Below are 26,832 nucleotides of genomic sequence, written 5' to 3' on the forward strand. Positions count from 1 at the left end.
GGCGACGCGGTTCGCACGGAACGCCCCGGATAGGCTCGAAGCATGCTCAACATGGCCGAGGGTGTCGCGCGCCTGGACGCGCTGGCGGCCTCTCCCGTGGTCGACACGCTGGCCCGCGCCTTCGCCGACGCCGGGTTCGAGCTGGCGATCGTCGGCGGCCCCGTGCGCGACGCGCTGCTCGGCCGCGCGACCCACGACCTCGACTTCACGACGAACGCCCGGCCCGATGACATCCTGCGCATCGTGACGCCCGTCTCGACCGCGCAATGGGACATCGGCCGCGATTTCGGCACGATCGGCGCGCGCGTGCGCGGCGAGCAGGTCGAGATCACCACCTACCGCGCCGACAGCTACGACGGGGTCACCCGCAAGCCCGCCGTCGAGTTCGGCGACACCCTCGACGCCGACCTCGTGCGCCGCGACTTCACCGTCAACGCGATGGCGCTGCGCGTGCCCGCCCGCACGCTCGTCGACCCGAGCGGCGGCGTCGAAGACCTCGTCGCGCGCCGGCTGCGGACGCCGATCGACCCGGGCATCAGCTTCGGCGACGATCCGCTCAGGATGCTGCGGGCGGCCCGGTTCGCCTCGCAGCTGGAGTTCCGCGTCGACCCCGAGACCGTCGACGCGATGGCCCGGCTGCGCGAGACGCTCGAGATGGTCAGCCCCGAGCGGATCCAGGCCGAGCTCGTGCGGCTGCTGCAGACGAGCGACCCGGTGCGCGGCATCCGTCTCCTCGTCGACACCGGACTGATGGCGCAGTTCCTTCCCGAGATCCCCGCGCTGCGGCTCGAGATCGACGAGCACCACCACCACAAGGACGTGTACGAGCACTCGCTCACGGTGCTCACGCAGGCGGCGGAGCTCGAGGGGACGAGGCATCCGGATGCCTCGCCCGACGTGCCGCTGCGCCTGGCCGCCCTGCTGCACGACATCGGCAAGCCCGCGACCCGCAAGCTCGAACCCGGCGGCGCCGTGTCGTTCCACCACCACGACATCAAGGGCGCGCGGATGGCCCGCAAGCGCCTGAAGGACCTGCGGTTCGACTCCGACACGATCGCGTCGGTGACGCTGCTGATCGAACTGCACCTGCGGTTCTTCGGATACAGCGAGGGCGCGTGGACCGACTCGGCCGTGCGCCGCTACGTGCGCGACGCCGGCGACGAGCTCGACCGGCTCCACATCCTCACGCGCGCCGACGTCACCACACGCAACAAGAAGAAGGCGCAGCGCCTGGCCTCGGCCTACGACGACATCGAGCGCCGCATCGCAGAGCTGCGCGAGCAGGAGCAGCTCGACGCGATCCGCCCCGAGCTCGACGGCAACCGCATCCAGGAGGTGCTCGGCCTGAAGCCCGGCCGCGAGGTCGGCGAGGCCTACCGCTTCCTGCTCGACCTGCGCCTCGACGAGGGCGTGCTCGGCGCCGACGAGGCCGAGCGGCGACTGCGCGACTGGTGGGCCGCGCGCGGCTGAGGCATCCGTGCCCCTCCTCCCGCTCACACTCCCGTCGAGTGTCCACGACATGCCGTCGTCCCGGGGATCCGACGGCACGTCCTCGACACTCGTGCACACACTGCGGAGGGGTGGCGTGGCGAGGGGGCGCGCCTACACTGGGTGCACCGCTCCTCGCCGCCGAACGGAGCCCGCGTGTCATCGTCCTGGTCGCAACGGCGCGACGTGTCTCCCGAGAACTCGCGTCTGCTGATCGAGCGCGCCCACGAGGAGCTGGTGGCCGGCAACCCGGCCGATCCGCGCCTGCTCGACGTGCGGCCGCTCGTGCGGGAGTCATGGCGCCGCTCGTTCGCGAGCCTGGTGGGCGCCGAGGGACTCCCCCCGGTCGCGCTCACCGCCGCCGAGCTGGAGGAGTACCGCCGCACGCACCCGCTCGCGGACGTGATGGACATGGTGCGCGGCCTGCTCCTCCCCGGCGAGCCGGGCGAGTCGGGCGTCGTCGTCGCCGTCGGCGACGCGGCGGGCCGCCTGCTGTGGGTCGAGGGCGATCGGCACGTGCGCAGCCTCACCGGCGACATGGGCTTCGTCGCCGGCACGAACTGGTCGGAGGGCGCCGTCGGCACCTCCGCCCCCGGCACCGCGCTCGCCCTCGACCGCTCGGTGCAGATCCACGGGGCCGAGCACTACAACCGCCTCGTGCAGCCCTGGTCGTGCACGGCGGTGCCGGTGCACGACCCCGAGACGCGCCGCATCCTGGGCGTCATCGACGTGACCGGCGGTGTCGAGGCTGTGACCCCTCAGGCGCAGCTGCTGGTGGATGCCGCGGCCCGCGCGATCGAGGGCGAGCTGCTCGTCACACGCCTGCGCGCCCGCGCCGCGCCCCCGCCGGCGGCGCGCGCTCGTCCGCCCCGAGCCGCCGCGCCGGCCCGCGCCACCCTCCGCGTGCTCGGCCGCGATCGCGCGCTGCTGGAATCCTCGGGCGACGGCGAGACCGTGATCGCCCTGAGCGCGCGGCACGCCGAGATCCTCCTCATGCTCGCCGCGCACCGCCAGGGGCTGTCGGCCGAGCGTCTCGGCGAACTCGTCTACGGAGAGCCGGACAGCGTCGACACCCTGCGGCCCGAGCTGGTTCGGCTGCGCAAGGTGCTCGAGCGTTCCGCACCGCAGCTGGTGCCGGCATCCCGCCCCTACCGGCTCACCGCCGACCTCGAGACCGACGCGCAGCACGTCGTGTCGCTGCTCGACCGGGGGGCGCATCGCGTCGCGCTCGCCGCCTACCGCGGGTCGGTGCTGCCCGAATCGGTCGCGCCGGGCGTCGAGCAGCTGCGCGAGACGGTGCGCACCGCGCTGCGCGAGGCCCTGATGGCCGAGGCGAGCGTCGACGTGCTGCTCGCCTACGCCGACACCGCGGACGGCGCCGACGACGCCGAGCTGCTGCGCCTCTGCCTCGGGATGCTGCCTGCCCGCTCCCCCCGCCGCGCGGGCCTCGTGGCCCGCATCGAGGCGCTCGAGGCCTGAGCGCAGCGCAGCATCCTCCCTCTCCTCGTCCAACGCCCGTGCGATGGACCAGAGCCCCCGCTATGACCCGTTCAGCGCGGGTGCTTTCGTCCATCGCACGGGCTTTGGACGCGAAGGCGGGTGAGGCGAGGGAGCGGGCGAGGGGGACGGGTGCAACCGGGTGCAACGTTGCGCGGCGTAGCGTGCGGGGCATCCGTTCATGGACCGTCGAAGGAGACAGCATGACCATCGTCGAAGAGGGCGTCTCGAGCGTCTACGCCGCCCCCAACACCCGCGGAGCGGTCGCCGACTACCGCCCGCGCTACGGCCACTGGATCGGCGGCGAGTGGGTCGATCCGGTGAAGGGCCAGTGGTTCGAGAACATCTCCCCCGTCACCGGCAAGCCGTTCACCGAAGTCGGCCGCGGCACCGTCGAGGACATCGACCGGGCGGTGGATGCCGCGTGGAAGGCGTTCGCGACCTGGGGGAAGACGAGCCCCACCGAGCGCAGCAACATGCTGCTCAAGATCGCCGACCGCATGGAGGAGAACCTCGAGGCGATCGCCGTGGCCGAGACGTGGGAGAACGGCAAGCCGGTCCGCGAGACCCTGGCCGCCGACATCCCGCTCGCCATCGACCACTTCCGCTACTTCGCCGGAGTGCTGCGCGCCCAGGAGGGCGGAATCTCGCAGCTCGACAACGACACGGTCGCGTACCACTTCCACGAGCCGCTGGGCGTGGTCGGTCAGATCATCCCGTGGAACTTCCCGATCCTCATGGCGGTGTGGAAGCTCGCTCCGGCGCTCGCCGCCGGCAACGCGATCGTGCTCAAGCCCGCCGAGCAGACGCCGGCGTCGATCCTGTTCCTGATGGACCTGATCGGCGACCTCATCCCGCCGGGCGTGCTGAACATCGTCAACGGCTTCGGCATCGAGGCGGGCGCGCCGCTGGCCTCGCACAAGCGCATCCGCAAGGTGGCGTTCACGGGCGAGACGACGACCGGCCGCCTCATCATGCAGTACGCCTCGCAGAACCTCATCCCGGTCACGCTCGAGCTCGGAGGCAAGTCGCCGAACGTCTTCTTCGAGGACGTCGCGCGGGGCAACGACTCGTTCTACGACAAGGCGCTGGAAGGCTTCTCGTTCTTCGCGCTCAACAACGGCGAGGTCTGCACGTGCCCGTCGCGGGCGCTCATCCAGCGGTCGATCTACGACCAGCTGCTCGGCGACGGCATCGAGCGCGTCAAGGCCATCAAGCAGGGGAACCCGCTCGACCCGGAGACGATGATCGGCGCGCAGGCGTCGAACGACCAGCTCGAGAAGATCCTCAGCTACATCGACATCGGCAAGCAGGGCGGCGCGAAGCTGCTGATCGGCGGCGAGCGCGTCGACCTCGGCGGCGACCTGTCGGACGGCTACTACGTGGCGCCGACGATCTTCGAGGGCACGAACGACATGCGCATCTTCCAGGAGGAGATCTTCGGGCCGGTGCTGTCGGTCACGTCGTTCGACGACTTCGACGACGCGATCTCGATCGCCAACGACACCCTGTACGGCCTGGGCGCCGGGGTGTGGAGCCGCGACATGAACACCGCCTACCGCGCGGGCCGCGCGATCGAGGCGGGCCGTGTCTGGACGAACACGTACCACCAGTACCCCGCGCACGCGGCGTTCGGCGGCTACAAGCAGTCCGGCATCGGTCGTGAGAACCACCTGAAGATGCTCGACCACTACCAGCAGACCAAGAACCTGCTGGTGTCGTACGCGGAAGGCCCGATGGGCTTCTTCTGAGCCCAGAGCCCCAGTCGGCCGCATCCGCGCGCACGGGTGCGGCCGGCGTTCCCGGTCCGGGCGGAGCGAGCCCCCAGCCTCCGCCCGGACCACCCAACTCCACCCTTCCCCGCGAGAACGGAGCGAGCGATGGTCTCGATCGGCACCTACCAGCGCGTGGATCTGACGGATGCCGCGGCATCCCTCCTGCGCGACCTCACGGTCACGCACGGACCGCTGATGTTCCACCAGTCGGGTGGATGCTGCGACGGCAGCGCTCCCATGTGCTACCCCGTGGGCATGTTCCTCACCGGCCCGAGCGACGTGCATCTGGGCACTCTGGAGGTGAGCGGCCTCGACCCGATCGAGGTGTACATCTCGGAGGCCCAGTTCGAGTACTGGAAGTACACCCACATCACGATCGACTCCGTCCCCGGGCGAGGTGCCGGGTTCTCGGTCGAGGGTCCGACCGGCTTCCGCTTCATCATCCGCTCGCGCATGCTCAACGACGCCGAGCTGGAGTACTTCGGCCTGAAACCCGCGCCGTCCGCCTGAGCCGCCGCCTCCCCGCGACGCGATTAGCGACGTCCGCGCGCGCTTCGCTGTGCGATCTGCTCGGTACCACGCGTGCCCATCGGGCAATGCGAGAGTTTCGGTCTCGTTACGAATCTCTCATGTGTTTGGTGCGGCGGCCGGTGCCGAGCAAGATAGCCGGATGGGCCGCGCCTTCCCGGCGCGGCCGACTCCTTCACAGCAGAGGTAGTACTCATGACACTGCACCACAGTGCGCGCGGCCGGCTCGGCCTCGCTCTCGGCGCTCTCGGCGCCTCGGCACTCCTGCTCGCCGGCTGCGCCGGCGGCGGATCCGGCACCGCCTCCGGCGGCGGCTCGACGGAGCCCCTCGTCGTCGGCACCACCGACAAGATCACCTCCCTCGACCCGGCCGGCTCGTACGACAACGGCTCGTTCGCGGTGATGAACCAGATCTATCCGTTCCTGCTCAACAGCAAGTACGGCACCGCCGACGTCACGCCGGACATCGCCGAGACGGCCGACTTCACCTCGCCCACCGAGTACACCGTCACGCTCAAGAAGGGCCTGAAGTTCGCCAACGGCCACGACCTGACCTCGTCGGACGTGAAGTTCTCGTTCGACCGCCAGGTGAAGATCGCCGACCCGAACGGCCCGTCGACCCTGCTGGGCAACCTGGTGAGCGTCGCGACCCCTGACGACACCACCGTCGTGTTCACGCTGAAGAACGGCAACGACCAGATCTGGCCCCAGATCCTCTCCAGCCCCGCCGCCCCGATCGTCGACGAGGAGGTCTTCTCGGCCGACGCCGTCACCGCCGACGACGCGATCGTGAAGGGCAAGGCGTTCGCCGGCCAGTACGTCATCGACTCGTACAAGGTCAACGAGCTCATCTCGTACTCGCCCTACGCCGACTACCAGGGCAACCTGGGCGCGGCCGAGAACGGCGGCATCACGGCGAAGTACTACGCCACGGCGTCGAACCTGAAGCTCGACATCCAGTCCGGTGCGATCGACGTCGCGTTCCGCAGCCTCACCGCGACCGACATCGCCGACCTCGGCAAGGACAGCAGCGTCAAGGTCGTCGACGGCCCCGGCGGCGAGATCCGCTACATCGTCTTCAACTTCAACACGATGCCGTTCGGAGCCACGACCCCCGAGGCGGATCCCGCGAAGTCGCTGGCGATCCGTCAGGCCGCGGCCGATCTGATCGACCGCCAGGCGATCGCGACCGACGTCTACAAGGGCACCTACTCGCCCCTCTACTCCTACGTTCCCCAGGGTCTGACCGGTGCGAACGAGGCGCTGAAGGGCATGTACGGCGACGGATCGGGCAAGCCGGATGCCGCCAAGGCCAAGGCGACCCTCGCCGCGGCCGGCATCACCACCCCGGTGACGCTCAACCTGCAGTACAACGGCGACCACTACGGCCCCTCGTCGGGTGACGAGTACGCCGCGGTCAAGGCGCAGCTCGAGCAGGGCGGCCTGTTCACGGTGAACCTGGCGCAGACCGAGTGGGTGCAGTACTCCAAGGACCGCACCGCCGACGTGTACCCGGCCTACCAGCTCGGCTGGTTCCCGGACTACTCCGACGCCGACAACTACCTGTCGCCGTTCTTCGTGAAGGACAACTTCCTCTCGAACCACTACGACAACGCCGAGGTGCAGGGCCTCATCGCGCAGCAGGCCACGGAGACCGACAAGGCCGCCCGCGAGGCGACGATCGGCAAGATCCAGGATCTGGTGGCCGCCGACGTGTCGACGCTGCCGCTGCTCCAGGGCAAGCAGGTCGCGGTCGTCGGAGCGTCCGTCCAGGGCGCGACCCTCGACGGCTCGTTCAAGTTCCGGTACGCCCCGCTGCACAAGTAAGCAGCAGCAGGACCGGATGCCGGCGGCCCAGGCCGCCGGCATCCGGTCCATTGTCCTGCTGGGTAAGGTTCACCCCCATGGTCACCGCCATCGACGCCGCCGACATCGCCCCTCCCGCCGCCGCCACCGCCCGCGGCGGCGGTCTCTGGCGCTACGTGCTCGTGCGCCTCCTCCTGATCATCCCGACGGTGTTCATCCTCGTCACCGTCGTGTTCGCGCTGATGCGGATCACCGGCGATCCGATCACCGCCGCCCTCGGCGGTCGGCTACCCCCCGATCAGCTCGCGGAGCGCGTGCACGCCGCCGGCTACGACCGACCGCTCATCGTGCAGTACCTCGAGTACATCGGCGGCATCCTCCGCGGCGACTTCGGCACCACGATCACCGACAACCGACCGGTGATCGAGATCCTGCTGCAGTACGGCTCGGCCACGCTCGAGCTGGCCTTCTACGCGCTCATCGTCGCATTCCTCATCGGCATCCCGTTCGGGCTCATCGCCGCCTACCGCCGTGACCGCTGGCAGGACGCGACGCTGCGCATCGGCGCGATCCTCGGATATGCCACCCCGATCTTCTTCGTCGGCCTGCTGCTGAAGCTCGTCTTCTCCATCTGGCTCGGCGTGCTTCCGGTCGCCGGTCGCGCGGGTACGCGCACCGAGCTGAAGCTGCAGGGGCTGGATGCTCCGACCGGCATCTACCTCGTCGACGCGATCCGCCTGGGCGACGGTGCCGCGATCGGCGACGTGCTCATCCATGCGATCCTGCCGGGTCTGGCCCTCGGCATCCTGACCGCCGGAATCTTCCTGCGGCTCGTGCGCACCAACGTGATCGGCACCCTCGGCGCCCAGTTCGTCACCTCGGCCCGCTCCCGCGGCGTCGGGGAGTACCGGCTCGTCACCAAGCACGCCTACCGCCCCGCGCTCATCCCGATCATCACCGTGATCGGCCTGCAGATCGCGCTACTGCTGTCGGGCGCGGTGCTCACCGAGACCACGTTCGAGTGGAAGGGCATCGGCTTCATGCTCGGCGAGTACCTCAAGGCCCGCGACTTCGTGGCCGTGCAGGGCATCGTCGTGATGATCGCGGTCGTGGTGGCCCTGATCAACTTCCTCGTCGACGTGATCGCGGCGTTCATCGACCCGAGAGTGAGGTACTGACATGACGACGGATGCCTCGACCACCGCGGTCTCCACCCGCAAGACGCCGCTGCGCGACCGCCTCCCGATCGTGTCGCAGCTGCGTCGCAGCGTCGGGCTGCAGCGCACGATGCTCGTGATCGGCCTCGTGATCACCGCGGTGTTCATCCTCACCGCGCTGCTCGCCCCGGTGCTCGCCCCCTACGGCTTCGCCCAGCAGGCCACCGCCGACGGGGTGAAGTTCGGCACGCAGCAGCCGCCGAGCGGGATGAACCTGCTCGGCACCACGGTCAGCGGGTTCGACGTGTTCTCGCGCGTGATCTGGGGGGCGCAGACCGCGCTCCTGGTGATCGTGTGCGCGATCCTGTTCTCGATCTTCCTGGGCATCTTCCTCGGCCTGGTCAGCGGCTACTTCGGCGGCTGGCTCGACCGCGTGCTCGTGGTCGTGTGCGACGCGATCTACGCCTTCCCGTCGCTGCTGCTCGCGATCGTGATGTCGATCGCGATCACCAAGGGTCAGTCGACGCTGTGGGGCGGCATCCTGGCCACCGCCATCTCGATCACCGTCGTGTTCGTGCCGCAGTACTTCCGGGTGATCCGCGCCGAGGTGGTGCGGGTGAAGGCCGAGCCGTTCGTCGAGTCGGCGCGCGTCATCGGCGTCCCCACCGCGCGCATCCTGGTCCGTCACGTGCTGCGCAACTCGACCCGGTCGCTCCCCGTCGTGATCACGCTCAACGCCTCCGAGGCTTTGCTGACCCTCGCGGGGCTCGGCTTCCTCGGGTTCGGCATCGAGGCGACGGCGGCCGGCGAGTGGGGCTACGACCTCAATCGCGCGGTCTCGGATGTGACCAGCGGCATCTGGTGGACGGCCATCCCGCCCGGCGTGGCGATCGTGCTCGTGGTGCTGGGCATCACGCTCGTGGGCGAGAGCCTCAACGACCTCAGCGACCCGCGTCTGCGCACCCGCCGGCGCGCGGGCGGAGCTCCGGTCGCCGGGCCCCCGCTCGCGACCCCCCTCCCCGCCGAGTTCGTGCCGCCGCTCGCCCCGAATATCGATTGAGGCAACTGATGACCCCCACGACCGAGCCCGTCGCCCGCGTCTCCGACCTGCGGGTCGCGTTCGCCACCGACGGCGACCCCGTCGTCGCCGTCTCGGGCATCTCGCTCGAGGCGCACGCCGGAGAGGTGCTCGCGATCGTCGGCGAGTCGGGATCCGGCAAGACCGTCACCGCGAACACCCTCCTCGGCCTGCTGCCCGAGACGGCTACGCTCTCGGGCGCGGTCATCGTGCGCGGCCGCGACGGCGAGTCGACCGACATCGTGCATGCCACGTCCGCGCAGCTGCGCGAGATGCGCGGGCGCGACGCGGCGATGGTGTTCCAGGAGCCCTCGACCGCACTGAACCCCGTCTACACGGTCGGCTGGCAGATCGCCGAGGGCCTGCGCGCCCACGAGAAGCTGTCGAAGACCGAGGCGAAGGCCAAGGCGGTCGACATCCTGCGGCGGGTCGGCATCCCCGATCCCGAGAAGCGCGTCGACGACTACCCGCACCAGTTCTCGGGCGGGCAGAAGCAGCGCGTCGTGATCGCGATGGCGCTCGTGCTCGACGCCGGCCTGATCATCGCCGACGAGCCGACCACGGCGCTCGATGTGACCGTGCAGGCCGAGATCCTCGATCTGCTGCGCACGTGCCGCGACGAGTTCGGTGCGACGATCGTGCTCATCACGCACAACATGGGCGTGGTCGCCGATCTCGCCGACCGGGTCGTCGTGATGTACCAGGGCGACATCGTCGAGCAGGCGCCCGTGCGCGAGCTGTTCGCCGATCCGCAGCAGGAGTACACCCGTGAGCTGCTGGCCGCCGTGCCGCACGTCGGCCGCGGCAAGAGCACCCGACAGTCGCTCGAGACCCCGGCCCCGACCGCTCCCCCCGAGGGGAGCCTCGTCGTCGCGCGACAGGTGCAGATCGGCTACCCGGGCCGCTTCGGCTCCGCCGGGGTGATCGCCGTGAAGGGCGTGGACTTCTGGATCGGTCCGGGTGAGGTGCTGGGCCTGGTCGGCGAGTCGGGATCCGGCAAGACCACCATCGGCCGCGCGATCGTCGGTCTCACCGACGTCGTCGGCGGATCGCTGCAGGTGCTCGGCACGGAGATGAACGGCGCCAGACCCCGCCAGCTGGCCAAGACCCGCCCCGACATCGGCTTCGTGTTCCAAGACCCCGCGACGAGCTTCAACCCGCTGCTGACGATCGCGGAGTGCATCGCCGAGCCGCTGATCGTGCACCGCCGGGCGACGAATCCGCGCGCCGCGCGGGCGAAGGTGAACGAGCTGCTCGACGCCGTGCACCTGCCGACGGCGTTCGGGGATCGCTATCCGCACGAGCTGTCGGGCGGGCAGCGTCAGCGCGCGTCGCTGGCCCGCGCCCTCGCCCTCGATCCGAAGCTGCTGATCGCCGACGAGCCCACCTCGGCGCTCGACGTGTCGGTGCAGGCCCGAGTGCTGCGCCTGTTCGCCGAGCTGCAGGCCGAGTTCGGGTTCGCGTGCCTGTTCATCAGCCACGATCTCGCGGTCGTCGACGAGGTCGCCGACCGCATCGTCGTGCTGCGCCAGGGCGTGATCCGCGAGCAGGGCACCACGGTGCAGGTGCTCACCGATCCGCAGGACGACTACACCCGGCGTCTGCTGGCCTCACTGCCGGTGCCCGATCCGGTCGCGCAGGAGTCGCGCCGCGCCCTGTGGCGCACCACGCGTACCATCTGAGCCATGACGGATGCCGGGGCCCGGGCGGAGGCGGAGGCGGAGGAGCTCCGCACCTACTCGGCCGAGCGGGCCAAGGCGTTCATCGACGCCGTCGTGGCGATCGCGATGACCCTGCTCATCCTTCCGCTCATGGAAGGCGTGACCGCGGCGGCCGACGCCGACAAGGGCGCGGCGGCGTGGGTCCAGGAGCATCAGGGGCAGCTGATCAGCTTCGTGCTGAGCTTCGTGATCATCGCGATGTTCTGGATGAACCATCATCGGCTGTTCGCCGTCGTCGAGCGCGTGACGACGGGGCTGCTGTGGATCACGATGGCCTGGCTGCTGTCGATCGTCTGGCTTCCGGTGGCCACCGCCATGTCGGGCAGATGAAGTCCGAGGACGAGCTGGTGAAGGTCCTGTACATCGGCAGCATGATCGTCACCGCCCTGATCTCGCTCCTGACCCGTGTGTACCTTCTCCGCCACCCCGCCCTGCACGAAGGCACGTCGCTGATGCTGCGCCGCGGCATGTCGGTCGACATCACGATGGCGCTGCTGTTCGCCGTGGCGCTGGTGCTGGTGCTGGCCCTCCCGTCGATCGGCTACTTCCCGATGTTCGTGATGGCGCTGACGGGACCCCTGCAGCCCCTCGTCGCGCGCGCCCTCGGGGCGCGCGAGCCGCGGAGGCCGCGCCGGGTGAGGTGACTCAGCCGCCGAAGAGGCGGTCGAGCAGGCCCGTCTGCATCGCGATCCACAGCGCGACGAAGACCACCATCACCCCGATCGCGGCGACCGGGGTGCGGCGCTGCAGGCGTCGGCCCTGCGCCGCGACCCCGGCCGGCGGCGGGGTGAGAAGCCCCGACGGAGCCGCGAAGGGCAGGGCCGAGGCGACGGATGCCGCGCCCGTAGTGTTGCCGGGCGCGGCCGCCGTCGACGCGAGGGACGAGGCATCCGTCGCCAGGTGCTCGTCGCGCCACCGCCCCCACTGGCCGAGCTTGTCCAGGAGCGCGCCGACCGCGCCGAACAGCCACGCCCAGGTCGCGGGATCGAGGGTGGACAGGTCGCGCTTGGCGTAGAGGAAGAGCCAGTCGTCGACGATCTCGACGTCGAGCGCTGCGGCGTTGTCGATGAACCGCGCCATCACGTCGGGCGTGAACAGGTAGAGCGCGTCGCGCTCGTAGCCGCGGGGGCAGTACAGCGCGAAGTGCTGATCGAAGTCGCCCTCGAGGCTCAGCCGCTGGTCGCGGTCGAAGGCCTCGGGGAGGTTGCCGAACAGGCCGTTGTTGCTCAGTGCGTCGAGCACGATGTGCGGCAGCGGGGTGTCGAGGCGCACCGCCACGTAGCCCCACTGGTGCACGGTGCGCTCCTTGCCCGAGCCGGTCGTGTAGCGGTAGTTCGCGAACTCCACGAAGCGCGGGCGGTCGCCCCGCACCAGGTCGCTGGAGGAGCGGGCGCTGCCCAGGTCGAAGATCATGCCCGGCAGCGGTGGATCGGCGAGCGCGGGCACGAAGCTCATGCCGTTCGCGCGCGCGAACCGGTCGAGGCGGTAGCGGCGCACGCCCGCGCCGGCGCCACCGCGCACGAGGCCCCACACCGCGAGACCGGCGACGCCGAGGGCGAAGACGACCATCAGGATCGGGATCACCGTGAAGACGCCGCCCGACCCGGCGCGTGCGAAGGAGGACACGACCGTCACCACGACCGATCCGAACACGGGGACGAAGATCAGGACGGCCACGCCCACGGCGACGAACGTGAGGATGCGCCGCAGAGATCCGTCGTCGAACCCCTGCGCGCGCAGTCGCGACGCGTACGCGCGCACCGCGGCCCGATCGACCGGTTCGGTGAGCGCCGTCGCATCGAACGTCATCGGTTCACCTCGTCGGCGTCCCAGGTGAGGACGGTGCCTTCGCGCACGGGGATGGTCTCCAGTCGCGGGTCGGCGTGCAGGGAGCGGATGAGCGCGGACTCGCCGCCGATGATGGTCGAGTCGTGATCGACCTCGGTGACGAGCACCCACTCCCGGTCGTCGGGCCAGATGAGACTGGGCGACGCGACGGGGTGGCCGAACTCGAACGCGTGCGGCTCGACCCACGGCGCGCGGCTGGGCCATGCCCCGTCGGCGAGCTCGATCACTCCCCCGAGGAACAGCACGTGCTCGCGCTGGGGCAGATCGAGAAACGGTCCGCGGGACGCGGTATCGGACAGCACACCTGGCTGCCAGACGGGCTTCGAGAACGCTCCGTTGAAGGGATCGTGGATGCTGCGCTGCAGCATCTCGGAGTGGGCACCGGCGTCGCCCGCGCTGAGGAAGGTGCGGGCCGGGGTCGTGCTGTAGGCGCCCGTCAGTCCGCCCCATCCGCTCCACACAGCCATGAACCCGGCGTCCGGGGTGGTGGTGCGGGCGGCGAGGTGCTCGGCGGCTGCGGCGAGGAGATCGGCGTCGAGGTGCCCGATGGCCGGGTCGGAGTAACGCCAGCCCGCGGCATCCGTCCTCCCGGTCTCCGGGCGGTTCATGGCGTCGACGCCGAGCAGTCGATGCCACTGCGCGCCGGCGTGCATCGTCGTGCCGAACGCGGACGCGGTACTCGCCCACGCGACGCGCTCGGACTCGATCTCGGGGTGCGCGTCTTGGAACGCGTCCCATTCACGACGGTGACGCTCGATCGGACTCGGTGGCCAGGGCCGGCCGACGGGTCGGTCGCGCAGCGCAGGGTGGAAGACGCGGATATAGGCGGGGAAGCCTCGCGGCACGACGCCGTGCATCGACGCCGTGAGTGCGTGGGCATCGGTGTCGAGCCGGTCGCGGATCCAGTCGCCGTGCCCGACCTCGTCGGTCCATTCCATGCGCCCACGGTAGCGGGCGGGTCGGCCGGATTCACGGGGCCGGGCTCGGTCGACTCCCTCACTCCTGAGCGAGGAACCGGAGAGCCGGTGGAGGGTGGTCGGTGTATGTGCGCCCGTCGGGGCTCGTCCACACCAGAACGCCGCGTGACTCCTGCGCCACCGTCCAGGCGGTGAGGTGCTTGAGGCTGTGATGTCGACGACAGAGGTGCGCCAGGTTGTCGATGGCGGTCGGCCCGCCGTGCTGGTGGTCGATCGTGTGATCGATGTCGCTGCGAGAGGCGGGCATGCGACAGCCGGGGAATCGGCAGTGCTCGTCGCGAGCACGCAGGTGACGCCGTTGCGCCTCCGAGGGGAAGCGACGATCGACGGCGAACACATCGCCGGTGATCGGGTCGGTCAGCACGCGATCCCACAGCGTGGCTGCGCCCGCGAGACGTCGCGCGATCTCGGGATCGATCGGCACGCGACCGGCGAGGGCGGGTGCGGCAGGCATGCGTGCGGCAGGAGCCGTCGGCCCGTCGGACGAGGTATCCGTTCCACCCAGGAGCGTGAGCACGGGAACCGTGATCTGCACCGCCGGGCGAATGGCATCGATCGCCTCGCGGCCGCGCTCATCGATCTCGGGCAGGGTGGCGTGGCCCGTGAGCAGCACGTCGCAGAACACGTCGGCCCGCAGCTGGTCGAGGGTGCGTCGCTCCCCGTCGTCCGGAGACTCCGTGCCTCCGGTGGACTCGCCTTCGCTCGACAGCTCGGCGTCGTGCACCGCCCGCGCGAATGCGGTGAGACGATCTTCGCCGCCCTGTGCCTGCACCGTCGGGATGAGGGCGCGGAACTCCGACATGCCATCGTCGAGGTGCTGCACCCACACCCGCCGATCGGCGCGTGCGGTGCGATGCCGTTCGTGCATCGTGACCGGGTGGAGCTTCTCGGCGATCGCCTTGGCGAAGGCGCGCAACCGCCCCGCGGTCGGCAGGGCGCGATCGCCGCCGACGGTGCGATCGATCACCGCGCCCTCGTATCCGCCGCGGGCCTCCGCGGGCAGCCGCACCCCCTCGTCGTGGATGGCCTGCGCGTGCGCCGAGGAGATCTGCCCCGCGCCGAGCGCGCCGAGCGTGAGGGGGAAAGAGTCACGGAGGGTCGCCGCATCGGCCATGCGACGCTGCACCGTGCGGTCGGACAATCCCACCGCGCACGCGAGTTCGGCCGCGACGTCACGCACCGACATCTCGGCCTCGGAGCCGCTGCGCTGCGTGCTGAGGGCGTGGTCGAGCGCCGCTGCCAGGACACGCGTGCGCACCGCCTCCCACTGCGCGATCTGCGCCGTCGCGTGCTCGAACTCGCTCAGCAGTTCGGCGCGATCGACGAGACGCTGGAACCAGCGAGCGGATGCCGCCTCGGCGTCGGTCGCACACTCCTCGACTCCCCAGCGCACATCGGACAAAGGTCCATCGAGCGCCGCTGCCGTGAAACGCTCGGCCCACAACTGCTCTTCGGCGGCCGACGGGAGCGGCGGCGGGAGGAGCGAGGTGGACATGGATCGATTCTGACAGGGGCTTCCGACATTACTACGACAAAGTCGCATTCGTAGGGCGGGCAACATCGAACCTAATGCCGATCTGCACGTCGACGCGCCCGCCGGTCGCGACCGCGCTACCTGCCGAAGACCCGCTCCACACCGTCTCGGAGCCACGCGCGGTACGCCTGTTCGCTCCACCCCGATTGCACCACCAGCTGCTGATACCCCTCCGGTGACATCAGGAACGACAGCTCGGCCGCCGTCCGGTCCGGATCGACCCCCGTGTCCATGAGACCGCGCCGCCGCAGCTCCGACACGAGCAGCCGATAGTCGGCCGACCGCCGCGCGAGGATGCTCTGCAGGGCAGCATCCACCACCGGATCCGACAGTGCCGCACCCAGCAGCACCGTCCACAGGGCGTGACCGCGTGCGTTGGCCGTGACGATGCGCTCGAGCACGGCGTCGGCGAACACGTCGTCGGGCACGTCCATCACTCCCGCGCCGAGCTCGCTGTCGGCGAGCCCCTCGGCCCGCTCCGTGCCGCTGAAGGCCACCTCGAACGCCGCGAGCAGCAGCTCGGCCTTGGAGGCGGCGGCCTTCACCGTCTCGGTCGACACGCCCGCGACCCGCGCCACCGACGCCATGGTCGTGGCCTGGTAGCCCTGCTCCGCGAACAGGCGAGCGGATGCCTCGACGATCCGCCGCCTCGTCTCCCCCGCCTGTCGCTCGCGGAGGGCGGATCGGTACGCGCGCGGAGCGGAATCCTCGGTCGACACTATTGACTACCCTAACGGTGTGGTGAATACTTCTCGAGTACACCCAACCCTACCGAGAGCAGCCATGTCCACCTACCTCGTCACCTGCACCCCCGCGCACGGCCACGTATCCCCGCTCCTGGTGATCGCCCGTCACCTCGTCGATTCCGGACACCGCGTGCGCTTCCTCACCAGCTCCCGCTACACCGAGCAGGTGCGCGCCACCGGCGCCGAGTTCATCGCCCTGCCCGCCGCCGCCGACGTCGACCTCGACCACCCCGACCGCGACTTCCCCGAGCGAGCCGGGCTCACCGGCCCCGCGGCGATCCGCTTCGACATGCTCCACCTGTTTCTCGCGCCGGGCCGCGCGCAGTACGACGCGCTCACCGCGCTCCTGGCCGAGGAGCCGGTCGACGCGATCCTCACCGAGCAGCTGTTCGTCGGCGCCGTGCTCCTCAACGAACGGCCGCGCGTCGAGCGCCCGCCGATCGTCGCGCTGGGCATCCTGCCGCTCGGTGTCAAGAGCACCGATACGGCGCCGTTCGGCCTCGGCGTGCCGCCGCGGGGCGGCGCGAGCGGACGACTCCGCAACGCCGTGCTCACCCTCGTGGCGGAGAAGGGCGTCTTCGGACCGGTGTCGAAGGCGGCCGACGCGCTCGCCCGCGAGGTGATCGGCGCGCCGCTGCGCAGGTTCCTCCTCGACTGGTCGAGCGGCGCCGACGCGCTGGTGCAGTTCACCGTGCCGTCGTTCGAGTACCCGCGCCGCGACCTCCCGTCCGCCGTGCGATTCGTCGGCCCGCTGCCGGCGCCACGTCCCTCCGGAGAGCTTCCTGACTGGTGGGGCGACCTCGACGGCCCTCGGCCGGTCGTCCATGTCACGCAGGGCACGGTCGCCAACGCCGACTTCGGACAGCTCGTGCTCCCGGCCATCCGGGGGCTCGCGGCATCCGATGTGCTCGTCGTGGTCTCCACCGGCGGTCGTCCTGTCACCGCGCTCGGCGCGCTGCCCGCGAACGTGCGCGCCGCGGAGTACCTCCCCTATGCGCAGCTGCTGCCGAGGATCGATGCGCTCGTCACCAACGGCGGGTACGGCGGCGTGCAGCTCGCGATCTCGCACGGCGTGCCGATCGTGATCGCCGGGCGCACCGAGGACAAGGTCGAGGTCTCGGCGCGCGTCGCGTGGAGCGGCGTCGGCATCGACCTGCGCACGAACACCCCCACCGCCCGGCAGGTCGCGGACGCGGTGAGCCGGGTGCTGACGGATGCCTCGTACCGCGCCGCCGCCCGCCGCATCGGCGCCGACATCGCCGCCGCCCCCGGCCTGGCCGGTCTCGACGCCGTGCTCGCCGGGCTGGCGAGCGGCCGGATTCCGGGGGATGCCGAGGCATCCGCTACACTATGAAGGTTGTCCGGCATCGGCCCAGCCCGAATCAGCCCGGACGTGCACACACCCTCCTGCTTCCGAGAGATGCTCGGAAGCCGTTCTAGTCCGAAGGAGGTGGGTTAGTGACGCACCAGTACGAGCTCATGGTCATCCTGAGCCCCGAGATCGATGAGCGGACCGTGGCCCCGAGCCTCGACAAGTTCCTCAAGGTCATCACCAACGATGGCGGGACCATCGACAACGTGGATGTCTGGGGCAAGCGCCGTCTCGCCTACGAGATCCAGAAGAAGAACGAGGGCATCTACGCCGTCGTCAGCTTCACCGCCACCAGCGCCGCCACCCAGGAGCTCGACCGTCAGCTGAAGCTCAGCGAAGCGGTCATGCGCACCAAGGTGCTCCGCGCCGAAGAGGCGATCGCGATGATCGCCTCCGAGAAGCAGCGCGCCGACGAGAAGGCCGCTCGCAAGGCCGCTCGCCCCGCCAAGGTCTCCGCGTAACGACCATGGCCGGCGAGACGATCATCACCGTCGTGGGAAACCTCACGGCTGATCCCGAGCTGCGCTACACGCAGAACGGTCTCCCCGTCGCGAACTTCACGATCGCGTCGACGCCGCGCAACTTCGACCGTCAGGCGAACGAGTGGAAGGACGGCGAAGCGCTGTTCCTCCGCGCGAGCGTGTGGCGCGAGTTCGCCGAGCACGTCGCCGGATCGCTGACGAAGGGCTCCCGGGTCATCGCGACCGGTCGCCTGAAGCAGCGCTCCTACGAGACGAAGGAAGGCGAGAAGCGCACCGCCATCGAGCTGGAGGTCGACGAGATCGGCCCCTCGCTGCGCTACGCGACCGCCCAGGTCACGCGCGCCGCGTCCAGCGGCGGTGGCCAGGGCGGCGGCAACTTCGGCGGCGGGCAGTCCCGCGGCCAGGTCGCCGAGCAGCCGTGGTCGACGCCCGGCTCGTCCAACTCCGGCGGCGGTGCCGACGCGTGGTCCACGCCCGGCTCGTACGGAGACGACACCCCGTTCTGATCCGGATGCTGCGGCATCCGTCGAATCTCACTACTCAGTAAGGAAGAAACATGGCTGGAAAGGCAACCGGCGACCGCCGGAAGCCGCGGAAGGGCGCGAAGAACGCCGCTCCCGCGAAGGCGATCCGCGTCGGTCTCATCGACTACAAGGACGTCGCAACGCTTCGCAAGTTCATCTCGGAGCGCGGCAAGATCCGCGCCCGTCGTATCACCGGAGTCTCGGTGCAGGAGCAGCGTCTGATCGCGAAGGCGATCAAGAACGCGCGCGAGATGGCGCTCCTGCCCTACGCCGGCGCTGGCCGCTAAGGAGCATCCGATGGCAAAGCTGATTCTCACGAACGAGGTCGCCGGGCTCGGAAGCGCCGGTGACGTCATCGAGGTCAAGAACGGGTACGCCCGCAACTACCTCATCCCGCAGGGCTTCGCCGTGGCCTGGAGCCGCGGCGGCGAGAAGCAGGTGGCGTCGATCCGCGCCGCCCGCGAGTCCCGCGCGATCCACGACCACGAAGAGGCCGTGGCGCTCAAGAACACCCTCGAGTCCAACAAGGTCAAGCTGTCGGTCAAGACCGGTGGCGAGGGGCGTCTGTTCGGCTCGGTCAAGACCGAGCACATCGCCGACGCGGTCAAGGCCGCCGGTCTCGGTGAGCTCGACAAGCGCAAGATCCACATCACGTCGCCGATCAAGTCGGTGGGCGAGCACGAGGCCACGGTTCGTCTGCGTGACGACCTGACCGCCGTGATCACCCTCCAGGTGGTCGCCGCGAAGTAAGCAGCAACGCACGAGAGACGGATGCCGCGAGCCCCCCGGTTCGCGGCATCCGTCTTTTCTGCGTCGGGAACGGGGCGGCCGGTCCAGGCAGTAGCCCGGCCGCCCCTGCACCCCCGACGGGTTCTGGGGTGTGCGGGAGGGTCGCTGGGGGCGACCCTCCCGCCACTCACGCGGAGGCGGTCCGCGCAGGGCTGGGGACCCCGCGCGGACGGCTGCTCACGCGGAGTGTCGCAGGGCGCGGAACGCGAACGCTCCGGCGCCGATCAGCAGCATCCCGAGTCCGACGATGAGCAGCAGTGCCACGTCGGCGGGGCCGGTCATCGCGAGTGCGGACACCGCGCCGACCGAGGCCGCCGCGCCGACCACGACACCGGAGGTGCCGGTGCTGCCCGACGTCCCGGGGTCGCCCGGGGTGCCCGGGTCCACCGGGGTCGCCGGGGTCACGGGGTCGCCGTCACCGCCGCCGGTGCCGGGGTCGACCGCCGTGGGGGTCGTCGTGGTGCTGGTGCCGACCACCGAGACCGCGTTGCCGCCGATCAGGATGGGAAGCGTCAACGGTGCGATGACCTGGCTGCCGCCGAGGATTCCGCCCTCCCCCGAGGTCTGACCCCCGGCGGCAGGTCCGCCGGCGACCGCCGGAGCAGCAGCGCCCGTGGACGTGCTGTCGCCGATCGCCGAGATCGCGTTGCCCGTGACGCTCACGGGAGCCGTGACCGGCGCCACGACCTGGGTGCCGCCTGCGGTGCCGTCGGCCCCGCTGGTGGTGGCGCCGGCGCTGCTGCCGGCCGTACCGGCGGTGCCGGTGGCCGGGGTGGCGGCTCCGGTGGAGGAGCTGTCGCCGAGCACCGAGATCGCGTTGCCGACCGCGGTGACCGGGGCGGTCACCGGGGCGACGACCTGGGTGCCGCCTGCGGTGCCGTCGGCCCCGCTGGTGGTGGCGCCGGCGCTGCTGCCGGCCGCACCGGCGGTGCCGGTGGCCGGGGTGGCGGCTCCGGTGGAGGAGCTGTCGCCGAGCACCGAGATCGCGTTGCCGGTGGCGGCGATGGGCGCCGTCACGGGAGCGGCCACCTGCGTGCCGCTCGCGATGCCGTTCGCACCGGTGGTGCCGGCGTCGACCGTCGATCCCGGGGTGCCGGAGGTTCCGGCGGGGGTCGAGGCATCCGTCGAGGCGCTGTCGCCGAGCACCGAGATCGCGTTTCCGCTCACGGTGACCGGCGCGGTGACCGGGGCCTGCACCTGGGTGCCGCCCAGGATGCCATCGGCTCCGGTGGTGCCGCCGGCGGCGCTCGATCCCGGGGTGCCGGAGGTTCCGGCCGGAGTCGAGGCATCCGTCGAGGCGCTGTCGCCGAGCACCGAGATCGCGTTTCCGCTCACGGTGACCGGCGCGGTGACCGGGGCCTGCACCTGGGTGCCGCTCAGGACGCCGTCGGCGCCCGTGGTGGTGCCGGCGGCGGACGAGCCCCCGGCCGTGCCGGCGGGAGCAGCGGGACCGGACGCCGGGGAGGCAGGTCCGGTCGAGCCGCTGTCGCCCAGCACCGAGATCGCGTTGCCCGCCACGGTGACGGGGACGGCGACCGAGACGATGCCCTGCGTGCCACCCAGCAGCGAGTTGTCGCCGGTGGTCGTCGCGGGCGGTGCGGCGGGCGCCTCGGCCGGTGCGGCGGCCGGTGCGGCCGCGCCCTCCGAGGTGCTGTCGCCGAGCACCGAGATCGCGTTGCCGCCGACGGTGACAGGGAGGCTGACCGAGACGAGCGCCTGGGTGCCTGATGCCGTGGCATCCTGTCCACCCGTCGAGGCGGTCGCCGCGGGGGCCTCGGCCGGAGCCGGAGCGGGCGCGGATGCGGTGCTGGAGTCGCCGAGGACCGAGAGCGAGGTTCCGCTCACGGTGATCGGGACGTCGACGTTCAGGAGCGCCTGGGTGCCCGAGAGCAGCCCGCCGTCTCCTGTGGTCGTGTCGGCCGCGTTGGCGGCCGTGGCGCCGAGCAGCGTGATGCCGCCGGCGAGAAGCGTGCCCCAGAGGACGCGCTTGAGGACTGTACGCATGATGAAGGTCTCCCTGCCTTGACTGTCGGATATGCGCGCGAGCGCGCGCGGGTGCTCGTCTGCCGCGAACGAGCGCGGCGGAGCGATCCGTCAGTCGGGGGAGACGTCGGTGGAGCCGGCGGGCGCCGCGGGCACCGCGTCGTCCTGCTGGCCGTGTCGCCGCACCCAGGCACGGTGTGCGACGAGCGGCCCGAAGGCGAGCAGCGCTGCAGCGCCGGGTCCCGCACCGCCGGAACCCGTGATGGAGCCTCCGCCGGGCATGGCGAGCCCGGGAGGCATGGACGTCGAGAGTCCTCCCCCGTCACCGGGGGCAGGAGCGGTCGCCGAGGCCGCGGCCAGCGCGGTGGAGGCGACCGGCACGACCGCCGCGCGCGTCGGCGACACCGCGGTGCGGTGCGCGACAGGCGTCGCGGCGGGGACGGAGGAGGCCGTCGGCGCCGGCAGGTACGCGGCGGTGTCGACGGCGGTCCCGGGGGTCTGCGGGTGCAGACCCGGGAGGTGGATGCCGGGCTGTCCGGCGGCTGCGGGCAGCACCGCGACGGTCTGATCGACGGCCCCGACGACGCTCGAGAGCGTCTGGTCCACGGTGCCGGTGAGGCCCGTCACGGCCTGGTCGACGCCCAGGCCGGTGACGACGTCGCCCACGACGGGGACGGCGGTCACGAGGTCGACCACGGGCGCGACGACACCCGTCACGACGCCGGAGTCGGCCAGTTCGGCGACCGGTGCCGTCACGGCCGAGACGGTCTCGGAGACCGTCTGGACGACGGGTGCGACCGGCGGTGCGACGGTGGCGACGATCTGCACCACCGGGGCCACGACCTGTTCGGTCGTGGTGTTCAGCACGCCTGTCACGGTGCCGGTGACGGCGCCGACGGTGTCGCCGACGAGCCCGGTCACCGATCCGAGCAGGCCACCCTCTGCGGCGTCCGTATCGTCGGCGTGCGCTCCGCTCGAGCCGAAGCCGAACGTGAGGGCGAGGAGGATCCAGGCGAACGCGACGCCGACGCCCGCAAGTGCGAGCGCGCCGACCCTGTTGAAGGGTCGTACTGGCGCCGGAGCCATGTCAACCTCCACGACGATGGACGTCATCGTGATCGAACGATCACGACCTGAGGGTGCCTGGACTCCCGACGGTACGCCGGGTCTTGACAGTTGTCCAGGGCGGCCAATCTCAGGATTTGCTCAGGACACCTCAGTCTTCCCCAGATCTGTACACAAGCACGCTAGGGCGGGAGAACCTTCAAGCGGCACTTCATACAGGTCTCCCTCCACAGGCTGTTAAGCACGATAATCCCAGTCCAGGCGGACAATCGGCATCGGAAACCCATGTATCCCCAGATGTTGTCCACAGATGTTCTACACAGGCACGTCGGCGTTTCTCGCATGCTCTCCACAGAGTTATCCACAGGGCGGTTTGCGTCGGGGAAACCCGCTCCCTAGCGTGGGGTCCGGCCCATCGGGGAGGGACAGCAGCGCATCCGTCGGGGATGTCGGAACCGTGCGCTTTGCTGTGCGTGAGCGAGGAGCGGATGCCGCGGCATCCGCTTCCGTGAGCATTCCTTCCGCGCGCCCACGCGGGGACGGCGGCCGAACACAGGGGAGGACGGTGCGTATGTCGATCGCAGACATCTCGGAGGAGCGCCTCGGCGGCCCTCGACAGTCGGAGCGCACGCCCCCGAACGACGTGCTCGCGGAGCAGAGCACGCTCGGCGGCATGATGCTGTCGAAGGACGCGGTCGCCGACGTCATCGAGACGCTGCGGGGAATCGACTTCTACGTGCCCAAGCACGAGCTCATCTTCGAGGCGATCCTGTCGCTGTACTCCCACGGCGAGCCCACCGACGTGGTCGCCGTCACCGACGAGCTGATCAAGTCGGGAGATCTGCAGCGCGCCGGCGGTGCCGACTACCTGCACACGCTCACCTCGATCGTGCCGACCGCGGCCAACGCCGGCTACTACGCCTCGATCGTGTCGGAGCGCGCGCTGCTGCGCCGCCTCGTCGAGGCCGGCACCCGCATCGTTCAGATGGGCTACCAGGGCGAGGGCGAGGCGCTCGACCTCGTCAACAACGCCCAGGCCGAGATCTACGGGGTGACCGGCCAGGACGCCGCCGAGGACTACGTGCCCCTCGAGGTCGCCGTCGACGCGGCCGTGGAGGAGATCGAGGCGGCCCGCGGTCGCGACGGGCAGATGACCGGCATCCCCACCGGTTTCGCCGGGCTCGACCAGCTCACCAACGGTCTGCACCCCGGACAGATGATCATCATCGCCGCGCGCCCCGCGATGGGAAAGTCGACGCTCGCGCTCGACTTCGCCCGCGCCGCCGCCATCGGCAACAACATGCCGACGATCGTGTTCTCGCTCGAGATGGGACGCAGCGAGATCGCCATGCGCCTGATGAGCGCCGAAGGCGCCATCCCGCTGCAGGCGATGCGCAAGGGCACCCTCGACTCGCGCGACTGGACGACGATCGCGTCGGTGCGCGGCCGCATCAACGACGCGCCGCTGTACATCGACGACAGCCCCAACATGACGCTCGTCGAGATCCGCGCGAAATGCCGACGGCTCAAGCAGCGCGTCGGACTGAAGATGGTCGTCATCGACTACCTGCAGCTCATGACGAGCGGAAAGCGCGTCGAGTCGCGTCAGCAGGAGGTCTCGGAGTTCTCCCGTGCGCTCAAGCTCCTCGCCAAGGAGCTGGGCGTGCCGGTCATCGCCCTGTCGCAGCTGAACCGTGGCCCGGAGCAGCGCGCCGACAAGAAGCCCGCCCTCTCCGACCTCCGCGAGTCGGGCTCGATCGAGCAGGACGCCGACATGGTGGTGCTCCTGCACCGCGAGGCCGCCTACGAGAAGGACAGCCCGCGCGCCGGCGAGGCCGACCTCATCGTCGCCAAGCACCGCAACGGCCCCACCGACACGATCACGGTAGCCTTCCAGGGCCACTTCTCGCGCTTCGCCGACATGGCACCGGGCGGCGACTTCGCCTTGTAGGTTCTCGTGAAGGTTCTCGGTGAGAGTTGCGAATTCCACGACGGTTTTCAAACGACTTGCAAATTTGAAAACTCATCCCCTCGGACGATGTAAGGAAAGAACTTGCCAGCCGATCGCACGCTGCTCGAACGAGTCGCCATTTCCCTCTTTCCCCTCGCGGATGAGGTAGCCCACCTCGGCACGGGCGGATTCGCCTGCACCTTCAGAATCCGAGAGGGTGACCGGCAAACAGCCCTCAAGATCATCGATCCGGGGCTCTCCGAGCGTGAGCGTGTCGACAGAGAACTCAATGCTCTGCAACGAGTTACGAACGACGGAGTCGTGCAATTCCTCGCTCATGGCGTTCACAAGTTCGAGGGAGTCGACTACTGCTGGATTCGGATGGAGTTCATCGAGGGTAGGTCTCTTGGGGCCGAGCTCGGGGCCGGAGTGGTCTTCACTCCGCTCGAAGCGCTCGACTTGATAAGCCGGCTAACCGATGCGGCCGCGTCGATCTGGGCCCAAGGCACAGCGCATCGAGACCTGAGCCCGAACAACATCATCCTCGACGCTGACGGCAGGCCGGTCATCGTCGACTTGGGGTTGGCTCGTCACGTAGACGATGAGTCTTACACCGCGTTGCCAACCCCCGGAACGCCGGGATGGATGAGCCCTGAGCAGGTTGGCTCGTCCCCCGTCCACGGCGACTGGCGTAGTGATCAGTTCGTCATCGGCGCGCTTGCCTACCGACTCCTGACCAACGTGCAGCCCTTCTACGCACTCAGCCTCATCGATCGATGGCGCGCGCCCGCAGTGCAGACACCTCAACCAATACGAGCCATCGACCCGGAGATTCCCTCGGCCGTCGCGGATGTCGTCGAGAGGATGCTGCACAAGCAGCCGCACAGGCGATATCTCAAAGTCAGCGAGCTTCTGACAGACCTCACACTCGCGATTTCGTCGATGCAGTCGGCGTCGACCATCGAGACCAGCCCCCAGCGCTTTCTGCTGAACATCGGGCAGGTCAAGAACTACGCCGAAAACGGCTTTCTCTCCGCGCTCCGACCGCACGGAGTGGTCATCGATATCCGCGCAGGTTCACGAGTCCGTGAGTTCGTTGACGCTGCACATGACGTCGGAGCTGAGGCGATCGTGGATCCGGTCACTCACTACGTCCGGAGTCCCCTCGCCGTTCGACCGGCAGGCTTCCGAAAGCTCCCGTACGGTTCGGCGCCCGTACTAACCGGGTTCTCAGATGAGACCTCGCGTCGAGAGTTTTGCACCAACGTGCTCGACTCCGTGACGGCCGACGAACCTGACGCGATCGTCTCGCCATATTTCTACGCGGCCGAGAACGAGCAGAGCTGGCTCACCGAATCCGTGGCCTGCGCAGGACTGACGGAGGCGCTCCTTACTCAGCGCGGGCAGGTGACCTCGATGTGGCTTGGTGTCGCCGTGCACTCCAGCTGGCTCGCCAATGAGAGGCAGCGCGATCTCCTACTGACGGCCCTCACGGCTCGGCAGTGGCGAGGCGTCCACCTGTTGCTGAGTACTACACAGGCGCCGTTCGGACCGCTCGGCGATGTCGACACGCTGCGTGGCCTTCGCGATCTCATCGCCGTACTCCGGGAAGCCGGAACGCCGGTGATCGTCGGACGACGAGCGAGTAGCGGACTGTTGCTCCTTGCTCTCGGAGCGGAAGGATGGTCCACCGGCGTCTCGGGGAACCTGATGAACATGACACCGCATCCCGAGGATGAGACGTCGGGTGGGCGATCTCTTGACCGCATCTACATACCGGGGCTCGTGAATCTGGTGTCAATCGAGGCGTACCTGCTCATGCGTGCTCGTCGGCCCGAATACGTGGAGCTGGGGACGCCGCAGGCTGCGGCACTCCTCGACGGCAATCCCAGCTTGGATGACCTCAGTACCGAGGAACGCATCCTCCTCCTGCAGCACAACCTCATCGCACAGTCGCGCCAGGTTTCCGAACTGGCGACCCTCCCCGCCGGACAGAGGATCGCTCGCCTTCGAACCTGGGTCGACGTTGCCACGGAGCGATATCGCGAACTGCCTCCGACTCGGCTCCCGAGTGAAGGCCCGGCCTTCCTCGAAGGCTGGGCGGAAGTCCTGGCTTAGTTAGACGGCGAGGCTAGGAGCCTGCGACCCGCCCAGCCGGGAGCTATCCATACTCGCCTCGAGCACACGCTCACTCGCGATGCGGCGTCTCGCCGGCGTCGATGTCGACTGGGTGGGTGCGTCGACGAGAATCTCGACCGTGTTCGACCCCACGGCGAGTAGCCCGACGCCAGCCTGACGAGCCGCGCCGAGGGCTTCTGTCCGCACACGTTCGCGCGGAAGCGCGAGGTAGCTGCGATCCGCAAACGTTCGATACGCGGTTGCTTGAGCAATGCCGCGGCGCGCGTCTCGGAGCTTCAACTCGACGGCAATGAGCTCGTCAAACGGGTCCTTCGGTCGCACCCTCGTACGGTATCGAGACCCGGCGAGAACGAGCAGACCCTGATCGATAAG

Annotated in this window: 24 protein-coding genes; 17 read left to right on the top strand and 7 right to left on the bottom strand. The window is 69.9% G+C overall.

Annotated features, from left to right (window positions below):
- Positions 1–42 precede the first annotated feature (42 nt).
- The 10 genes from ACSJDX_RS06960 to ACSJDX_RS07005 all read left to right on the top strand — a co-directional run bounded on the left by ACSJDX_RS06960 (position 43) and on the right by ACSJDX_RS07005 (position 11,694).
- Positions 43–1,470, top strand: a complete 1,428-nt coding sequence (locus ACSJDX_RS06960) for a CCA tRNA nucleotidyltransferase (protein WP_438354815.1) — start codon at positions 43–45, stop codon at positions 1,468–1,470.
- A gap of 174 nt (positions 1,471–1,644) precedes the next feature.
- The gene (locus ACSJDX_RS06965; protein WP_438354816.1) at positions 1,645–2,967 is read left to right on the top strand and encodes a GAF domain-containing protein; all 1,323 of its coding nucleotides are present in this window, start codon (positions 1,645–1,647) and stop codon (positions 2,965–2,967) included.
- A gap of 221 nt (positions 2,968–3,188) precedes the next feature.
- Positions 3,189–4,736, top strand: coding sequence for an acetaldehyde dehydrogenase ExaC (gene exaC, locus ACSJDX_RS06970; protein ID WP_438354817.1), 1,548 nt, complete (start codon positions 3,189–3,191; stop codon positions 4,734–4,736).
- Between the two features lie 129 nt (positions 4,737–4,865).
- Positions 4,866–5,270 (top strand): DUF779 domain-containing protein, encoded by a 405-nt coding sequence (locus ACSJDX_RS06975; protein WP_438354818.1) that lies wholly within the window; start codon positions 4,866–4,868, stop codon positions 5,268–5,270.
- Between the two features lie 213 nt (positions 5,271–5,483).
- Positions 5,484–7,115 (top strand): ABC transporter substrate-binding protein, encoded by a 1,632-nt coding sequence (locus ACSJDX_RS06980; protein WP_438354819.1) that lies wholly within the window; start codon positions 5,484–5,486, stop codon positions 7,113–7,115.
- Between the two features lie 77 nt (positions 7,116–7,192).
- Positions 7,193–8,272: an ABC transporter permease gene (locus tag ACSJDX_RS06985; RefSeq protein ID WP_438354820.1), complete on the top strand. Its 1,080-nt coding sequence runs from the start codon at positions 7,193–7,195 to the stop codon at positions 8,270–8,272.
- Between the two features lies 1 nt (position 8,273).
- Positions 8,274–9,311: an ABC transporter permease gene (locus tag ACSJDX_RS06990; protein WP_438354821.1), complete on the top strand. Its 1,038-nt coding sequence runs from the start codon at positions 8,274–8,276 to the stop codon at positions 9,309–9,311.
- A gap of 8 nt (positions 9,312–9,319) precedes the next feature.
- Positions 9,320–11,011 carry a dipeptide ABC transporter ATP-binding protein gene (locus ACSJDX_RS06995; RefSeq protein ID WP_438354822.1) on the top strand — a complete coding sequence of 564 codons (1,692 nt, stop codon included), beginning with the start codon at positions 9,320–9,322 and terminating at the stop codon, positions 11,009–11,011.
- A gap of 3 nt (positions 11,012–11,014) precedes the next feature.
- A complete protein-coding gene (locus tag ACSJDX_RS07000; RefSeq protein WP_438354823.1) occupies positions 11,015–11,380 on the top strand; it encodes a TMEM175 family protein in 366 nt (121 codons plus the stop codon).
- The gene (locus ACSJDX_RS07005) at positions 11,377–11,694 is read left to right on the top strand and encodes a hypothetical protein (RefSeq protein ID WP_438354824.1); all 318 of its coding nucleotides are present in this window, start codon (positions 11,377–11,379) and stop codon (positions 11,692–11,694) included. The genes ACSJDX_RS07000 and ACSJDX_RS07005 overlap by 4 nt, the downstream gene beginning before the upstream one ends.
- Before the next feature lies 1 nt (position 11,695).
- Here the strand turns inward: ACSJDX_RS07005 and ACSJDX_RS07010 are convergent, their stop codons facing one another.
- The 4 genes from ACSJDX_RS07010 to ACSJDX_RS07025 all read right to left on the bottom strand — a co-directional run bounded on the left by ACSJDX_RS07010 (position 11,696) and on the right by ACSJDX_RS07025 (position 16,128).
- Positions 11,696–12,859 carry a hypothetical protein gene (locus tag ACSJDX_RS07010; RefSeq protein WP_438354825.1) on the bottom strand — a complete coding sequence of 388 codons (1,164 nt, stop codon included), beginning with the start codon at positions 12,857–12,859 and terminating at the stop codon, positions 11,696–11,698.
- Complete coding sequence (locus ACSJDX_RS07015) at positions 12,856–13,836, bottom strand: hypothetical protein (protein WP_438354826.1); 981 nt, start codon at positions 13,834–13,836, stop codon at positions 12,856–12,858. Before ACSJDX_RS07015 ends, ACSJDX_RS07010 begins: the two co-directional genes overlap by 4 nt.
- Before the next feature lie 58 nt (positions 13,837–13,894).
- Complete coding sequence (locus ACSJDX_RS07020) at positions 13,895–15,370, bottom strand: DUF222 domain-containing protein (RefSeq protein ID WP_438354827.1); 1,476 nt, start codon at positions 15,368–15,370, stop codon at positions 13,895–13,897.
- 116 nt (positions 15,371–15,486) lie between these two features.
- Positions 15,487–16,128, bottom strand: coding sequence for a TetR/AcrR family transcriptional regulator (locus ACSJDX_RS07025; RefSeq protein ID WP_438354828.1), 642 nt, complete (start codon positions 16,126–16,128; stop codon positions 15,487–15,489).
- A 64-nt stretch (positions 16,129–16,192) separates the two neighbouring features.
- On the opposite strand from ACSJDX_RS07025, the gene ACSJDX_RS07030 reads away from it, so the two are divergent.
- The 5 genes from ACSJDX_RS07030 (at position 16,193) to rplI (ending at position 19,283) form a co-directional block, all read left to right on the top strand.
- On the top strand, positions 16,193–17,509 hold the full coding sequence (locus ACSJDX_RS07030; RefSeq protein WP_438354829.1) for a glycosyltransferase: 1,317 nt from the start codon (positions 16,193–16,195) through the stop codon (positions 17,507–17,509).
- Between the two features lie 104 nt (positions 17,510–17,613).
- The gene (gene rpsF / locus ACSJDX_RS07035; protein ID WP_438354830.1) at positions 17,614–17,988 is read left to right on the top strand and encodes a 30S ribosomal protein S6; all 375 of its coding nucleotides are present in this window, start codon (positions 17,614–17,616) and stop codon (positions 17,986–17,988) included.
- A 5-nt stretch (positions 17,989–17,993) separates the two neighbouring features.
- Entirely contained in the window at positions 17,994–18,515 is a 522-nt protein-coding gene (locus ACSJDX_RS07040; protein WP_438354831.1) for a single-stranded DNA-binding protein, read from the top strand.
- Between the two features lie 50 nt (positions 18,516–18,565).
- A complete protein-coding gene (gene rpsR / locus ACSJDX_RS07045; RefSeq protein WP_045301896.1) occupies positions 18,566–18,820 on the top strand; it encodes a 30S ribosomal protein S18 in 255 nt (84 codons plus the stop codon).
- 10 nt (positions 18,821–18,830) lie between these two features.
- Positions 18,831–19,283 carry a 50S ribosomal protein L9 gene (gene rplI, locus ACSJDX_RS07050; protein WP_438354832.1) on the top strand — a complete coding sequence of 151 codons (453 nt, stop codon included), beginning with the start codon at positions 18,831–18,833 and terminating at the stop codon, positions 19,281–19,283.
- Between the two features lie 216 nt (positions 19,284–19,499).
- Here the strand turns inward: rplI and ACSJDX_RS07055 are convergent, their stop codons facing one another.
- Both ACSJDX_RS07055 and ACSJDX_RS07060 read right to left on the bottom strand, forming a co-directional pair.
- Positions 19,500–21,326, bottom strand: a complete 1,827-nt coding sequence (locus tag ACSJDX_RS07055) for a beta strand repeat-containing protein (protein ID WP_438354833.1) — start codon at positions 21,324–21,326, stop codon at positions 19,500–19,502.
- Positions 21,327–21,416: 90 nt separating this feature from the next.
- Positions 21,417–22,418 carry a hypothetical protein gene (locus tag ACSJDX_RS07060; protein WP_438354834.1) on the bottom strand — a complete coding sequence of 334 codons (1,002 nt, stop codon included), beginning with the start codon at positions 22,416–22,418 and terminating at the stop codon, positions 21,417–21,419.
- Between the two features lie 523 nt (positions 22,419–22,941).
- Between ACSJDX_RS07060 and dnaB the strand changes: the two genes are divergently transcribed.
- On the top strand, positions 22,942–24,321 hold the full coding sequence (gene dnaB, locus ACSJDX_RS07065; RefSeq protein ID WP_438354835.1) for a replicative DNA helicase: 1,380 nt from the start codon (positions 22,942–22,944) through the stop codon (positions 24,319–24,321).
- 102 nt (positions 24,322–24,423) lie between these two features.
- The gene (locus ACSJDX_RS07070) at positions 24,424–26,439 is read left to right on the top strand and encodes a serine/threonine protein kinase (RefSeq protein WP_151487463.1); all 2,016 of its coding nucleotides are present in this window, start codon (positions 24,424–24,426) and stop codon (positions 26,437–26,439) included.
- Here the strand turns inward: ACSJDX_RS07070 and ACSJDX_RS07075 are convergent, their stop codons facing one another.
- The gene (locus tag ACSJDX_RS07075; protein WP_204962474.1) at positions 26,440–26,781 is read right to left on the bottom strand and encodes a hypothetical protein; all 342 of its coding nucleotides are present in this window, start codon (positions 26,779–26,781) and stop codon (positions 26,440–26,442) included.
- Positions 26,782–26,832 lie beyond the last annotated feature (51 nt).

Source organism: Microbacterium fluminis, from assembly GCF_051549805.1.
GTDB lineage: Bacteria > Actinomycetota > Actinomycetes > Actinomycetales > Microbacteriaceae > Microbacterium.

Excerpts from the sequence above, each read along its gene's own strand:
- ACSJDX_RS06960 (WP_438354815.1), top strand. The coding sequence starts at position 43 with ATGCTCAACATGGCCGAGGGTGTCGCGCGCCTGGACGCGCTGGCGGCC.
- exaC (WP_438354817.1), top strand. The coding sequence starts at position 3,189 with ATGACCATCGTCGAAGAGGGCGTCTCGAGCGTCTACGCCGCCCCCAAC.
- ACSJDX_RS06975 (WP_438354818.1), top strand. The coding sequence starts at position 4,866 with ATGGTCTCGATCGGCACCTACCAGCGCGTGGATCTGACGGATGCCGCG.
- ACSJDX_RS06980 (WP_438354819.1), top strand. The coding sequence starts at position 5,484 with ATGACACTGCACCACAGTGCGCGCGGCCGGCTCGGCCTCGCTCTCGGC.
- ACSJDX_RS06985 (WP_438354820.1), top strand. The coding sequence starts at position 7,193 with ATGGTCACCGCCATCGACGCCGCCGACATCGCCCCTCCCGCCGCCGCC.
- ACSJDX_RS06990 (WP_438354821.1), top strand. The coding sequence starts at position 8,274 with ATGACGACGGATGCCTCGACCACCGCGGTCTCCACCCGCAAGACGCCG.
- ACSJDX_RS06995 (WP_438354822.1), top strand. The coding sequence starts at position 9,320 with ATGACCCCCACGACCGAGCCCGTCGCCCGCGTCTCCGACCTGCGGGTC.
- ACSJDX_RS07000 (WP_438354823.1), top strand. The coding sequence starts at position 11,015 with ATGACGGATGCCGGGGCCCGGGCGGAGGCGGAGGCGGAGGAGCTCCGC.
- ACSJDX_RS07005 (WP_438354824.1), top strand. The coding sequence starts at position 11,377 with ATGAAGTCCGAGGACGAGCTGGTGAAGGTCCTGTACATCGGCAGCATG.
- ACSJDX_RS07010 (WP_438354825.1), bottom strand. The coding sequence starts at position 12,859 with ATGACGTTCGATGCGACGGCGCTCACCGAACCGGTCGATCGGGCCGCG.
- ACSJDX_RS07015 (WP_438354826.1), bottom strand. The coding sequence starts at position 13,836 with ATGGAATGGACCGACGAGGTCGGGCACGGCGACTGGATCCGCGACCGG.
- ACSJDX_RS07020 (WP_438354827.1), bottom strand. The coding sequence starts at position 15,370 with ATGTCCACCTCGCTCCTCCCGCCGCCGCTCCCGTCGGCCGCCGAAGAG.
- ACSJDX_RS07030 (WP_438354829.1), top strand. The coding sequence starts at position 16,193 with ATGTCCACCTACCTCGTCACCTGCACCCCCGCGCACGGCCACGTATCC.
- ACSJDX_RS07040 (WP_438354831.1), top strand. The coding sequence starts at position 17,994 with ATGGCCGGCGAGACGATCATCACCGTCGTGGGAAACCTCACGGCTGAT.
- rpsR (WP_045301896.1), top strand. The coding sequence starts at position 18,566 with ATGGCTGGAAAGGCAACCGGCGACCGCCGGAAGCCGCGGAAGGGCGCG.
- rplI (WP_438354832.1), top strand. The coding sequence starts at position 18,831 with ATGGCAAAGCTGATTCTCACGAACGAGGTCGCCGGGCTCGGAAGCGCC.
- ACSJDX_RS07055 (WP_438354833.1), bottom strand. The coding sequence starts at position 21,326 with ATGCGTACAGTCCTCAAGCGCGTCCTCTGGGGCACGCTTCTCGCCGGC.
- ACSJDX_RS07060 (WP_438354834.1), bottom strand. The coding sequence starts at position 22,418 with ATGACGTCCATCGTCGTGGAGGTTGACATGGCTCCGGCGCCAGTACGA.
- dnaB (WP_438354835.1), top strand. The coding sequence starts at position 22,942 with ATGTCGATCGCAGACATCTCGGAGGAGCGCCTCGGCGGCCCTCGACAG.